Source organism: Methanobacterium formicicum DSM 3637 (assembly GCF_000302455.1).
Taxonomy (GTDB): Archaea; Methanobacteriota; Methanobacteria; order Methanobacteriales; family Methanobacteriaceae; genus Methanobacterium; species Methanobacterium formicicum_A.
The window spans coordinates 117,569-131,414 of record NZ_AMPO01000004.1 but is presented as its reverse complement, the minus strand read 5'-3'; the positions used below and the strand labels follow the sequence as shown (position 1 = coordinate 131,414).

Genomic DNA, 13,846 nt, shown 5'->3' with positions numbered 1-13,846 from the left:
TCTTAAATAAATTCATCTTAATTCTTATTACATTTTACCAATAGCATTGTTTCTGGCAGTATCTATCACTTGAGAGATATTCCCTGCAAATGATTGGGTAATACCAAATATGGCTCCACCTGCAACAATCACTATAACTAACATCGCACCAAGTAATAATATCATTTCAGCGCTGATTTGACCTTTTTCATCCATTCTATCCACCTTATTACATCGAAATATACTTACAAAATCGTAATTTAATCCAGTACTTTTATTATAAATTATAAGATTCTGCTATAAATTATTTTGTACTCAGAAAGAATTCTCTTGAGATTATTAGACAAATTTAATGTAATCTTTAATTTTTCAGAGTAATCCTTATAAAAACAGTTCTTTGTGCCCTAATTCGTTAATGCTTAGTGGATAAAATTGAAGTTCATATTCAATTTCATATATTAATAGAGAAAAATCATAGATTTAATCTAAAATTTATATAAAAAATCAAATAAATTTAAAAAATAAAAAAATAGCCCATAAATAGGTTTGAAACCTCTTTATGAGAGTTTATTTCAGTGAACTTGTAGTTCTTATGGTGTTAACATCCTGACTGGCATTTAATCCAGAGTTGCCACTGAAGTATGCCCTGTAGATCAGTAATGCAGCTATTGCAATAACGATAACTCCACCAAACAATAAAATATATTCAGCTGCTCCTTGTCCACCTTCGTCTTTTAAAAAGCTCATATTTTTTACCTCCAATAAGGTTATTTCAATTATATACAACTTCTCTGTTGATAGTTATATATAAACATTTTCATTGCTCGCTGACAACAATATTCATGCTGTGCAAGTATGTGCTCAGTAATATTCTTTAGTGTTCACATATAATTATCTTTTATATACTTCTTTGTGCATATTATCACATACTAATTAAGAGGCCTGTGAACATGCCCAAAAACTACAATTTACGAAAATTGATCCTGGAAGTTTTAGAAAACGATGAGATATCCAAAAAGAGGATTCTGGAAGTTATACGATCAAAATCAGGGATCGGAACATCAGACAAGACTTTTAACGAATCATTAATGGCTCTTCTCCGTGAAGGGCAGATATACATCGCAGATTATGATTTCACAATATATGATGGTGTAAAAAGAATACAATCCATAAGACCCGAAGGTATTGTGTTCGGTGTTTCCAGAATGGATTTTGTGGAAATAGAAACCATCCTTAAACAGATGGAAAGTAAGGATCACGAAGAAGTTTACAAAGCATCAAAGAACCTTAAAAGGGTTTTCCGCAGGAAAATAGATGAACTTCAAAATGAAGGTACATTCAACAACCCCAACGGAGCAGACACACTTTTCAATCAAACCATTTTCTACATGAACTCAATGGGCGAAGAACAGAAAAGATCATTTAGAAATAAATTAGCATGGGGATTAAGTAACAATAAAGGATCTCTAGAATTATTCAAAAACATTGTTTCCTTTGTCCAGTCGCAGGAATAATTTTTTTTTATCGGTTATATTATTAGCATTTTTTTTTCAGTGTCAAATATAAATAAAAGTAATTGAATCTCTTTATTAGAGTAAAATATTACAAATTAAAAAATAGAGTTACAAGTCCCATACTTTATTACTAATTGGGAATTAAGCTTTAGTTGGAATTGTACTTCGCACTTGATTAATATCCTGAGCGGAATTTAAAGGATTGGTTGATAAGACATAATTGCGATAAATTATTATTGAAAATATGGCTATAACAATCATTGCTCCAAATAAAAGTATGTATTCTGCCGCCCCTTGCCCTCTTTCATCATTTAGAAACACATTTTCCACCAAACCCCTTACAATGTTATTACATTTGTTAACTTATTATAAATAAATCTTTCTACAAACTTTTATCAATAGATTGGCTTTCAATGATATCCAATGGAATTTTAACGTGATATGTTGACATAATCTGTCCATTAAAAAATAATTATTAAGTTATACATAATTCTGGAAATAATATAAAATTTGAAGAAGGTCTTATGGACAAAACTAACTGAATATAGATAAATTTATTTAAAAAAAGACCACAATTGAATCTAATTACTGTTTCAAGTTTTTTAGAATAATGTTTCATAACTTTTCAAGGCACTTAAATGAAAGTACTCCTAATACCCTGTGGCATTGGAATGGGACACACCTCCCGTTCAGTGGCTTTAGCCCAAAAATTAGAAGAGAAAGGTGACGAGGTTCTCTTTGCTAGCTACGGTTCTGGCTACCAGACACTTAATGAGTACAGTGACTACGATGTGGTGGAACTTCCAACCATCAAGTTCTACGGAAGTTCCGGTGAGCTGAACTTCAAACACACTGCCCGCAAGTCCATTGATGCACCTTACATTTTCCTGAAAAGTATATACCATGAATCCCGTATAATTAAGGAATTCAACCCGGATGTGGTTGTTTCTGATTCCCATTACTCAGTCCCCATCACCTGCAAGGTACTGGGCATACCCTGTGTGTTGGTAAGTAACGACCTGGCACCGGAACTTAAAGAGGAATGCCAGAAAGACCGTACCCTGGAATACTTGGAGAATGGATTGCAGCGCTTTATAAAGGATGTTTCAAGGCTCTGCCAGTCAATCATCATACCGGATGTTCAAAACTCTTACGAAGTACCTTCCCCTGTGCGTGACCGGGTGAACTTCACCGGACCCATACTGAAGATGAACCCCAAAACCATGGATGGTAAAAATGAACTCAGGGAGCGTTTTGGTTTTGACCAGTCCGAAAAAATGGTGATGGCCACTGTAGGGGGATCAGAATTTGGTAACAAACTTTTAAAACTCCTGCACCAGGCAGCACCAGACCTTGATTGTGATCGGATGATCCTGGTCACCGGGCCCCAGATAAAACTGGATCTGGAATCTTCCCCACGGATAATATGCAAAAGATTTCTGGGGGATATCATGGAGTGGATGAAACTATCCGACTTCCTGGTGAGCCTGGCTGGACACACCACCTCCATGGAAATAGCTTCCCTGGGCATTCCCAGCCTGATGGTTCCCATAGAGAATCATCCTGAGCAGATGAAAAACGCCATGAAAATGAAAAATTATGGAATAGCTCAGGTGCAGAACATGGGCACTTTAACACCGGAGATTTTATCAGAAAATATCAACCGGCTCCTGGAAAGTCAGGATCTCAGGAAAAATGCAGAAAAAACCAGGAATATATTTTCCAAGTACAATGGAACTGAAGATGCAGTGAATATCATTCGCAGTTGTGCAGGAACTGGAGATGAAGCTTCAAATTAGTCAAATTAAAATGAAGTTTCCATTAGTCAACTTGAATGATGTATCATCAATCAACTGTTTCTAAAAGTTTACCTAGTCATTTTGTAACTGAAATTTTTCACTAGGCACTTGAAAATGAAAGTTTCACCTTAATCAACCTAGAGATGAAGTTAAACTCTTAAACTGGATAAAATTTCTAAATCAAATACTTTTTTTAACTGAAGTGGGGAAGATCGGCATATGAAATCCGGAAAATATTAATAATTGTTAAGGTCCTATTTAGAATTAGAAATTCAATTTTTTAAGACTCATATTGGAAGAATGATAATATTTGGTGTGTGATGAAACTAATAATTTATAAATAGTCCTTAACATAATATGATTGGAGGTATGAGATGATCAATTTAATTGTCAGCGTTTTTGGGGGTCTCTTGGTTATCGGTGGTTTTTATTTAATGTACCTTGGTTTTAACATACCACCTAACCCAATAGCATTCTTTTTAGGATTAATTGCATCCGTATTTGGACTAATTTTAATGATATTTTTCGGTAGCAGGATAGATTTATCAAAAGGGGCAATGCCCAGACCAAAAAAGGTAAAAGCCCCAAAATCAGCGGCAACTGCACAAATCAAACCGAAAAAAATGCCAGTTAAGGATAAAATACCTTCAAAATCAGCCACAATTAATGATTCACGGGTTATAAAACCCAAACCACGGCCCAAGGAAGAACCTAAATTTGGTCCATCATCAACATCCACACCGCCCATTAAAAAAGAAAAAGCTGCCCCAGTTGGAAAGGCCATAACCCCAAAAAAGAAAACCGAAACACCTCCAAGCACATTTAAACCACAGAAAAAGGATGCAGCTCCCACCAATAAATCAACTACATTACCTCCTGATCTGGCTACTAAACCAAAAACACAACCAAAGAAAATAGCACCCAAGAAAATAGCACCGGTTAAAAAAGCCACCACAGATGAGGGATCTGCCATTAAAAAAGAAGACAAAGCTGAAAAACCTCATCAAGTAAAACCCTTCAGGATTAAACCGAAAACTGATGAAAAAGGGAAAACTGATGAAAAAGTAGTACCTGCACCTAAATCTGTACTGGAAACTGCGGATAAGGAAAGGCTCAAGGAACTGCAAACCCGCACTGGACGGGATGATCAGTTCGTTAAAAACAGACTGGACAAACTCAAAGAAAACTACATCCAGAATGCCAAGGACATTGAAGGCATTATTGATGAACGTTTGGATTCATTTAAGGGAACCATAGACAAATTGAAGACAGATTCAACAGAACCATCCATAATATGGTCCTTTGAGGCGCATGATGTTCAGGAAGCCATGAAGGACACCATAGTAACTGCAGAAAATAAGTTACTGATGATGTACCCCTGGGTGCGTAACATTGACGTGAGCATCCTTAAAAAGTTCATGGATACCCAAAGCCGTATGATAATCCAGGAAGCAAGCCTGGATGATGATGCATCGGTGGAGTTAATTAAGCTCCTCCAGGATAAAGATGTGAAGATCAGGACCATGCCCCACGTGCACACTGTGGCCATTGTGGCTGATGAGGTTAACGGTCTCATAATATCCACTGACCCCATATACGAAAGTTACGAAGTGGGAGTTATCTACAAGGACAAAAAATCCATTCTGGAGATTGAAAGAATGTTTGAGGATGCATGGAGCATCTCCCAGGATGTAGATCTGGAGCTGAAAAAGTGAAGATCCAGTGGCTGGGCCACTCGGCCTTCCATATAACAACTGATAATGGTATTCGCATTTTAATCGATCCCTTCCTTCGTGATAATCCTGCCTGTCCAGTGGATGTAGAGGAAGTTACCGCTGATGTGATATGCATCACCCATGGTCACAAGGATCATTTTGGAGATTCAGTGGAACTAGCAGAAAGAAACAGTGCCATGGTGGTGTGTAACCATGAGCATTCAGTATACCTCTCCCAGCAGGGACTGGAAACAACTGGCATGAACGTGGGAGGAACCATTGAAGCAGAAGGGATTAAAATAACCATGGTTAACGCCATTCACTCTTCAGACATGGACTTCGTAGAAGGCATAGGGCCCGGTGGAAGTTCCTGTGGTTACATTCTGGAACTGGAAAATGAGCAGAAGATATACCACTCTGGAGACACCGGTATCTTTGGGGATATGAAAACGGTTATAAAGGAGATTTACCGACCAGAAATAGCATTACTACCAATTGGTGATCGTTTTACCATGGGGATCAGGGAGGCTTCCATTGCTGCGGGGTGGATAGAACCGGAAGTCATAATACCCATGCATTACAACACATTCCCAGTGATAGAACAGGACCCATACCGGTTCAAAGAATTGGTTGAATTATCCACCGAAACCAAAGTAACAGTGCTTAAACCTGGCGAAACATACCAAGAGTGATTTAATGGTTGATATCATGCGCATATTCCGAAAAAAATTCTTCACAGACATCTTCAACAAACTAATTGGAAAAGAAAAAAAGCTTAAAATAGGATTCTACGGTCACCCCAACTCTGGAAAAACCACATTGGCCAATAGGATGACCAAGGAATGGACCGGCAAATCCCTGGGACTGGTTTCCGAGATACCGCACGAAACCAGAAGAGTTTACAGGCAGGAAAGAGTCAGCCTAAACTTCGATGGTGTGGAACTGGATTTTGATATCATTGACACACCAGGTATAGCCACCAAGATCGATTATAAAAACTTCTTACAGTACGGCCTATCAGAACAGGAAGCCAAAGAAAGAGCTAAAGAGGCAACAAAAGGGATAATAGAGGCTATTAAATGGTTAGATGATGTTACTGGTGTTCTACTCGTGGTGGACTCCACCAAAGACCCCCTAACCCAGGCTAACATAACCATAATCGGTAACCTGGAAGCCCGTAAGATACCCTTTGTAATTGTAGCCAACAAGGTGGACCTGCCAGAATCCAATCCCGAAAGAATTCTTTCAGTATTCCCCCAGCACAAGGTGGTTTCCATTTCAGCCTTGCACGGTGAAAACACCGATAAACTGTACCAGGCCATGGTGGAAAAGTTCAACTAAAGGTGATAGATATGGATGACGTTGATACCAACAGTCTCAAAATGGATTTCCTCTCATCAGATGCACTTAAAACACAAAGTAGCATCGAAAAAATATCCATGATCGTGGAAAAGGTAAAAAAAGGTGAACTTCTGGTAATTGAAGGTGGACTGGAACCCGAAGAAGAGGCAGAGTTAATAGAAACCACCATGCGCGAGATCGATGTGGAAAACTTCATGGGAATTGATATCTACACCCTGGAAAAGGATGAAAGCTCCTTTTTCGGACTTTCCAAGAAGAAAACAGTGGGTATTACCATTATCGGCCCGGCAAATGTCATGAAAGCAGTTAAAAGGAAGTCAAACTTCCTGTCAATGGTGGCCAGCCTCGGTGGTAGTGATGCATCGATGTATTAAGTGCGGCCAGGAATACGAAGACTCAGAGGACCTAATCCTAAAAGGATGCCCCAACTGTGGCAGTAAATTCTTTGAATTCCACCAGGAAGGAAAAGTCCAGGAGATCAAAGAAATTAAGGACAGTTCTGTGGAAACCATAATGGTCAAGGAACACGGGGTCTACGAGGTGAACCTGCAGTCCCTGATGGCTGATGAATCAGTAATAGTCTCTGATGAAGAAGGAAAATACCTTATTGACATTAATTACATCTTAAAAAAGAAGATTAAGGAAAAGGATAAGTAAATTTATTTTTTTAAATGAATGTAGAAGTTTTTAAAAAGCTAATATAACTATTAGTATCTCTTTTTGTAAAAACCTCTTTTTACTTTTTGTTAACTTATCTTTTTACTTTTTGCAAACTCATCTTTTTACTTTTTGTTAACTTATCTTTTTACTGTTTGTAAATTTCGCTTTTTGTTAGTGTTTTTTGGTTATTTCCTTCCCTTCTCTACAAAATCACACTTACCTGATGGTAACACGCGTATAACATCTTCCAGGGCCAGTATTTTCTCCGGGTCGATCTTTCTAAGAACAGATCTGGCAATTTCTTCTTTCTTGGTAAAACCTGGTTTTAAGACCACGTAGTTATCAGTGTATTTGGATACAGCTTCAGTAGGACCAGCCATGATCCTTTCACCCTCATAATCTACAATACCCACCGCTATCTTGAGTGGTATTCCCCGGAGATAATTCCTGCTTCCTCTGATTATGAATGCTCCTCTGGCCACGAATTCACCTGATTGGGGTGTTTTTGAAACCTGGTCCGGGTGTACCCAGTAAACATCCTGGGAACCATAACCCTTACTCCATGCACTGGAAAATGATGCAGCCAGGTTCCCGGCTTCATGGATGGTTGATTCAGGGATTTCTTCTGCTTCACCTTTTTTAATAACCACAGATGGAGCACCGTGTATATCCGAGTGCAGGTAAATATCCGGGTTATCCAGGTGGCGCTTCACCACCATTTCATTGGTACCGGCATCCCGACCACCAATAACCAGGAACCCATCTGAGGATAAGAACCAGCGTAGTTTTTCAAACCACTTAAGTTCTTTGCGCACTCTCTTCTGTGGTACTCTCACTCTTTCCAGGGCCAGCTCCCGCTTGTTGCGCTTTCTTTCCACATCTTTCTTGGTGCGTTCAATGGCCATGTTAACGCCTTTGATCTTCCGTTTTGCCTTTTTACCCTTGTTATAATACTTTTCTGCATTTTCAGGGATCTCCAGGTTGGCATCAACAGTTACAGTTTCACCCTCCAGGTTCAGGGTGAGCACCCCCATTTTATCCATGGATTGGATGATCTGTGCCTGGACCATTCCTTCTTTACGGGCTTTTTTAAGTTTTGATGCAATTTCCATCCAGGAAAACTTCTCTCTGGCCTGGTGGATGATGTCCAGCAGGTTCTGAATTTCAGAGTAGTGGGAGTAGATGAGGTTACCCTTCCTCTTGGTTTCAACTATGGTTTTCTGGAATTTTTCCAGGGTTTCCTCCTGTATACGGAGCCTTTTTTCATATTTACCAACTTCTTTGGCCCAGATATCTTCCTGAACCTTCTTGATATCTGCACCCACCTTTCCACTGTAGAACTCATCAGCAGCCTGGTTAAAGGTTTCAAAACGCTCTTTATGGAAATTCTGGTAGGTTAAAATATCCAGGGGCAACACATCCTCTTTACCCTTTTTGGTTTTAGAATCCTCTTTACCTTTTTTGGTTTTAGAATCCTCTTTACCTTTTTTGGTTTTAGAATCCTCTTTGCCTTTTTTGGTTTTAGATATATCTTTGACTTTGCCCTCTTCTTTACCTGTTTTTTCTTCATTTTCCTTTTCTTCACCCTCAACTACTTCTTTCACGATCTGGGGCTGGAATTTGAAGGTTTTGAGTGGTTTGAAGAGCTCAGTCATGCTCTGGTAAATTGATTCTATTTCACTTTCACTGGTCTCATTGGCAGGCTGTTTTTTATCCACACCAGAACGCAGGAATATTTCCTCAGAGTACATTCCACCCAGACCACTCCTGGCAAGTGTCCGGATAAGGTCCGAGTCAGAATTAGCGAATAACTCCTTCAAGTCTTCCAGTTCAACATTCAGGATGTGTATACCTCTCTCTTCAGGGTACTGGTATTCTTCCTTGGAGGTTATCTTTCTTCCCTGTGCGTGACGGTGTTTCAGGGGTAGGATTATCTGGTTCTCCTCATCCAAAAGTATTATATTACCTTGAGAGAAAAGTTCAACAACCAGAGTAAAGCGATGTTCCTTCTGGATGTCAATTTCCAGAATACGGTCAAAGTTATGCTGCCGGACCCCCTTGACTGTGGCATTTTTCAAGTGCTTACGGAGAAGCATGGGAAATGAAGGTGGTACTTTGGGATTTTCAGGTGGATACTGGGTGGTGTGCACCCTTAAACCTGCCTGGAACGCCACATCTACCCTTCCTTTCCCCGGGACGTGGAATCGTATGATCACAGTGTCCCTGGTGGGCTGGTATGCTTTTTGCACCCGGGCATCCTGGAGGAGTTCATTGAGTTCATGGGAGATGGCGTAAAGATCAACATTGGACATGGCTTTCATAGGAGTCACCTTTATCTATATTATATGGTAATGAACATAGTTAAACCGGAGGAAAAATATGGACATTGAAATTAAGTTAACCATTGTACATTCTGCACTGGCTCTAGTTGCAGGATTCCTATCATTCTTACTATCAACGGGTGGCATTAGCGGCCTGGGTAAAAACGAATTCCTTGCAGTCCTAGCAGGGCTATTAATCCTTTACTTAGGAGGACAGCTCTCTGAGAGGATGTTTGGTAAGGAAGCAGTTGGTGGAATGAAAGGATGGCTATGGAGTGGTATTGTACCATTCTTCTTTGTATGGATAATGGTATGGGTTATCCTCTACAACATGATGTGAGAGTATTTCACCAAACCCTTTTTTCTTTTAATCCTTAATTTTTTCAAAAATCCTGATTTTCAATATTTTTTTTAAGAATTTTCACGGTTAATATGGGTTTTAGAAGATTAATTCTGTGTAATAAAATTTATTCCCTGCAATAACTTATTTTTTCTAATAATTTTTTATTCAGAGTTTTTTTTTAATATTGTTTTTATAATGTTCATATCTTTAATGGGTGTTATTTGTAGTTTGTTTCTTTTAAGGGGTGTTATTTGTAGTTTATTCTTTCAATGGGTGTTTTTTTTAGTTTTTTTCTTTTAAAATGGTTTCCAAACCTTTTTTTATTTAAACTAATTTTTTCATGTTAATGAATTTCAAACTTTAATGAATTTCAAACTATTTCTCTCATATAAAAAGAAAAAAACTCCATTTATGTGGAGTTGTAAATTTATAACTTGTTTTTAGATTTGATTTATGTGTTGAGTCTAGAATGTCCAGTAGAATATCCAGATAAACACGAAAATCAATGCCAGTACAAATACCAGTGGAGCTACTACCCTGCTTACCGCTACTATGGAGCTGATGGTGGTTACCAGTTCGGTGGCATGCGTGGGTCCCAGGGTGTTTATACTGGATAGTTTCACAGTCTTGGCACCAACCTGGACTGGTTCTAGGTCATCCAAAGCATTTTTAGTGCATTCTACTATTTTTTCTATTATTATATCCCTGTCTTTTGTTCCCAGGGGATTGTGACCACCGGAAAGGCCATTAACGAAGTGGGTGTCTGTGGTCATCACTTCAGCGTGGTCCAGGTCCAGTTTTTCCACATGACTCAGTATTTCGTCTCGGAAACCAATAACCATGTTGTTGGCATCCATGAGTATGTAGGCAGTTTTCTGGCCATCAACCTCAGTAACCATAACTTTAACTCCACTTTGACCTATGCCGCTCTTTTTACCTAATTCTGGGATAGTATCATTGGCACATCCCATTTTAAGCTCACTTTCTCCTGGATTTTCCAGTTTTTCCACTGCATTTAGAAGCTGGAAAACCTCAGGGTTTCCTGGTAACACCCGTCCTGATTCTCCCTTGAAGGAGTTATGGCAGTCTACTAATACCACGTTTTTGGCTCCAGTGTGTCCCTGTGCTGCTTTAATAAGAGCCAGTCCTACTCCAAAGTCTATATCATCAAAACCATGTGGTGCAAAGGTGGCCAGGAGTACCAGGTTATCGCCAAAGTACTGAGCACCGATTTTTGCATTCTCGTGTTCTACCCTGATGAATGGACTGGCTGTTGCTGTGTATTCCATGTCATCAAGAGCTTCTAAAACCACATTTTTAATTTTACAGATCTCTTTGGAGCTTACCGGGTTAAAATCGTGTGTGGAGGGGCCGTGGCTCACCATGGTAAATGGTTCCAGGTTTTTTGCCAGGACCGTGGGCATATTTCCCCCTCCAATGGTTCCAACTGGGCCGGGATGAACACAGGGGGATATGAACAATCCTTTTATTCCATTTTCGCCTTTGAAACTGACTAAACCCACCAGGGTATCTATGGGTTCGCCCATATCTTCAAAGAGTGTTTCCATGGCACGTGACCCTTCAGTGTACTGTGCTATGAAGAGTGATAATAATTCCAGGCCGCCCACTCCCAGGTTACGTTTGATGGGGGATTCAACCACCAGCATGAAGGAGTAAATGGCGATCATCAGTATCAGCCCTGCGATGAGTCCTTTGAGTGCTACGGCTATGATGCTGAAGGATCCAATGTTGGTGGTGATGCTGGTTAAGGATACTATTACTACCACCATGCTCAGGATGAGAACTGGCTGGATTGCGGAGATTATAATGGATCTAAGGGGGCCTATGTTGGAGGTTCCCCAGATAATGAATATGCGCAGGCCAAAGGCCAGTGCGCATCCTAAGATCAGCGCATCAATAACGTAGCTGTAGATGGTGAAGCTGGACACCAGACTGCCCAGAACGTATACCATGGCCACCAGTACCATGGTTAAAAGGGATATGAACATGGATTGTTTCATCTTCATGTGTCTTCCCTTCATGGCATTTATCAGGGGCTGGCTTATAGCCCCATCCATGATGGATGTTAGTCCAAAGATCAGGAAACCGGCAGATCCACCGTAAACAATGCTATCGAATATTGAAGATAAGGGTTCCATGTAGGCTGCAACAGCTCCGGCAACGAAGCTAAGGAAGGTCATGCATAAAATTGATATTCTGCTAGGTGGAAGGGTCACCATGTACTTGGAAAGGTCGGTAATATTATCAACGGCTGACATAATTCACCTCTAGGTATGAGATAATAATATAATTATTACAATTATTGAATATAACAGTATAATGGACTTGATATATTAGTCTGTTCTCTTTATTTATAGTTAAGTAATTAAATTATGGGTTTACTACAATATAACAATATTCTGTTATTTTTCTTGAAATTCTAAGATTTAAAGACTGGGTTTCCATAGATTTTAGAATTAATAAAGCTATCTATATTAAATCTCTTAAGCTAATTAAATATTTAACATTCTATTGGTATTTGCATATAAAAAAGTAATACTTTAAGAGTTGCTAACTAGGAGTGAACTGTGACCTTCAAGTTTTCCTATTTTTATAGATTATTTCTTGAGTTCTTCTTTTTGATAGTTCCTTCAGATTTTTTGGATTTTTTTTAAAAAATCCGAACTGGATGAGAAGTATCCAGTTATTATGTAATGCAATTTAATGTAATGAACTGTATCTATAAATTTCCAAAAAGCATTAATATAGAAATAATAAACCTATATTAAATTGGGTTAGGGGACACAACTGGAAATTATCAAAAAATAGGTATGAAAATAATTCCAGATATAATTCCTAAATATAATTAACACTTTCCCTTTTCAAGGTGTTTTAATGGTTTTAAATGAAAATAAAACCAAAAAATATGTTCGTTCCACAAGTGGTGGTTACCTCTTCTGCAATTACTGTGGAGGATATTATAAACTAAAAAATGGAGAATCACCCCGTGATTTTGTGAATTGTGAGTGTGGCAATCCCCTAGAATTCTGTAAAACCCTTCATGAATTGGAATTAAAAAGTTATAATCGTAAACTCAGTAAAGAAGTTTTTGATTCATTCAATGACCGGTTATCTGAAAGAAGAGAATCTCTTAAAAATATTTTCCCTACAATAGGAATAGATGATGATTTTATCAATGAAATTTTTGAAGAAGAAGAGTTATGGGATGTCATTGACCGGGAAAGCAGTTTAAACAGTCAAAAAAATTATTTGAATATTCTACTGGAAGAAGAACGTTTAATGACTGCTATTGTTGAAAAAAAATCCAGAGTTAAAAACCAGGGATTGATGGATAAAATCATCCGTTTTTATGAAGAAACAGACCCTCTGATTATATTAGGAGTGATCATAGTTATTCTGATTATTATTTTAGTTCTGGCAGTATACCTGAGTTAAAACTCATTTTTTATCAAAATCAAGGGTTAACACAGATGGTACCATGGTTAATAAAATTCATCATATTATAAAATCGTTAACGGTGCAATAAAAATGATTGTTCATCTCAAAACACCCCTCACCAAGGAAGAAACTCAAAAGTTAAGAATTAAAGATTCGGTTTATATTTCTGGAACCATTTACACGGCACGTGACAGTGCACACAAGCGCATAATTGAAACTGAATCACCAGTGGACTTGGAAGGGGCAGTTATTTTCCACGCAGGGCCCATAATAAAAAAACAGGATGATGATACCTACCAGATGGTGGCAGTAGGTCCCACCACCAGTACCCGTATGAATCCATACCAGGCAGCTGTACTGGACCAGGGAGCCCTGGCAGTAATTGGAAAAGGGGGAATGGATGAGAAAACTGCCTATGCATTAAAAAGGAACGGAGCAGTTTTCATGGCAGCAGTAGGGGGTTGTGCTGCTCTTTACGTCAGTTCGGTCCTTAAAATAAATAATGTGCACTGGCTGGATCTGGGCATGCCTGAAGCAGTCTGGGAACTGGAAGTCAAAGATTTCGGACCCCTGATCGTTACCATGGACTCAACCGGGGGCAATTTATACCAGGAAGTCCGTCAGCAAAACAATTTATGAATTTCAATCTGAAATAAATACCTGAAATTCAGCCAGTGGAGTATCTGAATTTTTG

15 protein-coding genes are annotated in these 13,846 nt (G+C 38.8%); 10 read left to right on the top strand and 5 right to left on the bottom strand.

From position 1 onward, the window contains the following. Positions 1–27 precede the first annotated feature (27 nt). Together A994_RS06015 and A994_RS06010 are read right to left on the bottom strand one after the other, a co-directional pair. Positions 28–195, bottom strand: coding sequence for a class III signal peptide-containing protein (locus A994_RS06015; RefSeq protein WP_004030470.1), 168 nt, complete (start codon positions 193–195; stop codon positions 28–30). A gap of 351 nt (positions 196–546) precedes the next feature. Further along, complete coding sequence (locus A994_RS06010; protein WP_004030469.1) at positions 547–726, bottom strand: class III signal peptide-containing protein; 180 nt, start codon at positions 724–726, stop codon at positions 547–549. 203 nt (positions 727–929) lie between these two features. Between A994_RS06010 and A994_RS06005 the strand changes: the two genes are divergently transcribed. Then, positions 930–1,493 carry a hypothetical protein gene (locus A994_RS06005; RefSeq protein ID WP_004030468.1) on the top strand — a complete coding sequence of 188 codons (564 nt, stop codon included), beginning with the start codon at positions 930–932 and terminating at the stop codon, positions 1,491–1,493. Positions 1,494–1,634: 141 nt separating this feature from the next. Here the strand turns inward: A994_RS06005 and A994_RS06000 are convergent, their stop codons facing one another. Beyond that, complete coding sequence (locus A994_RS06000) at positions 1,635–1,814, bottom strand: class III signal peptide-containing protein (protein WP_004030467.1); 180 nt, start codon at positions 1,812–1,814, stop codon at positions 1,635–1,637. A gap of 317 nt (positions 1,815–2,131) precedes the next feature. On the opposite strand from A994_RS06000, the gene A994_RS05995 reads away from it, so the two are divergent. From A994_RS05995 to A994_RS05970, 6 genes are all read left to right on the top strand, one after another. Continuing rightward, entirely contained in the window at positions 2,132–3,292 is a 1,161-nt protein-coding gene (locus tag A994_RS05995) for a UDP-N-acetylglucosamine--N-acetylmuramyl-(pentapeptide) pyrophosphoryl-undecaprenol N-acetylglucosamine transferase (protein ID WP_004030466.1), read from the top strand. A 374-nt stretch (positions 3,293–3,666) separates the two neighbouring features. After that, positions 3,667–5,007, top strand: a complete 1,341-nt coding sequence (locus A994_RS05990) for a hypothetical protein (RefSeq protein WP_004030465.1) — start codon at positions 3,667–3,669, stop codon at positions 5,005–5,007. Continuing rightward, the gene (locus tag A994_RS05985) at positions 5,004–5,699 is read left to right on the top strand and encodes a metal-dependent hydrolase (RefSeq protein ID WP_048204119.1); all 696 of its coding nucleotides are present in this window, start codon (positions 5,004–5,006) and stop codon (positions 5,697–5,699) included. Before A994_RS05990 ends, A994_RS05985 begins: the two co-directional genes overlap by 4 nt. A gap of 4 nt (positions 5,700–5,703) precedes the next feature. Further along, positions 5,704–6,348 carry an Era-like GTP-binding protein gene (locus A994_RS05980; RefSeq protein WP_004030463.1) on the top strand — a complete coding sequence of 215 codons (645 nt, stop codon included), beginning with the start codon at positions 5,704–5,706 and terminating at the stop codon, positions 6,346–6,348. A gap of 11 nt (positions 6,349–6,359) precedes the next feature. Next, positions 6,360–6,743 (top strand): OapB/ArvB family protein, encoded by a 384-nt coding sequence (locus A994_RS05975; protein WP_004030462.1) that lies wholly within the window; start codon positions 6,360–6,362, stop codon positions 6,741–6,743. Beyond that, positions 6,727–7,026, top strand: a complete 300-nt coding sequence (locus tag A994_RS05970; RefSeq protein ID WP_004030461.1) for a Zn-ribbon domain-containing protein — start codon at positions 6,727–6,729, stop codon at positions 7,024–7,026. Before A994_RS05975 ends, A994_RS05970 begins: the two co-directional genes overlap by 17 nt. Before the next feature lie 188 nt (positions 7,027–7,214). On the opposite strand, the gene rqcH is transcribed toward A994_RS05970, so the two are convergent. Next, positions 7,215–9,350, bottom strand: a complete 2,136-nt coding sequence (gene rqcH / locus A994_RS05965; protein ID WP_004030459.1) for a ribosome rescue protein RqcH — start codon at positions 9,348–9,350, stop codon at positions 7,215–7,217. A gap of 58 nt (positions 9,351–9,408) precedes the next feature. Between rqcH and A994_RS05960 the strand changes: the two genes are divergently transcribed. Further along, positions 9,409–9,690: an EMC6-like membrane protein gene (locus A994_RS05960; protein ID WP_004030457.1), complete on the top strand. Its 282-nt coding sequence runs from the start codon at positions 9,409–9,411 to the stop codon at positions 9,688–9,690. 467 nt (positions 9,691–10,157) lie between these two features. Here the strand turns inward: A994_RS05960 and A994_RS05955 are convergent, their stop codons facing one another. Then, positions 10,158–11,972 carry a DUF2070 family protein gene (locus A994_RS05955; protein ID WP_004030455.1) on the bottom strand — a complete coding sequence of 605 codons (1,815 nt, stop codon included), beginning with the start codon at positions 11,970–11,972 and terminating at the stop codon, positions 10,158–10,160. Positions 11,973–12,588: 616 nt separating this feature from the next. On the opposite strand from A994_RS05955, the gene A994_RS05950 reads away from it, so the two are divergent. Together A994_RS05950 and A994_RS05945 are read left to right on the top strand one after the other, a co-directional pair. Further along, positions 12,589–13,149, top strand: a complete 561-nt coding sequence (locus A994_RS05950; protein ID WP_004030454.1) for a hypothetical protein — start codon at positions 12,589–12,591, stop codon at positions 13,147–13,149. A 93-nt stretch (positions 13,150–13,242) separates the two neighbouring features. Then, positions 13,243–13,791, top strand: a complete 549-nt coding sequence (locus A994_RS05945) for a FumA C-terminus/TtdB family hydratase beta subunit (protein ID WP_004030452.1) — start codon at positions 13,243–13,245, stop codon at positions 13,789–13,791. Positions 13,792–13,846 lie beyond the last annotated feature (55 nt).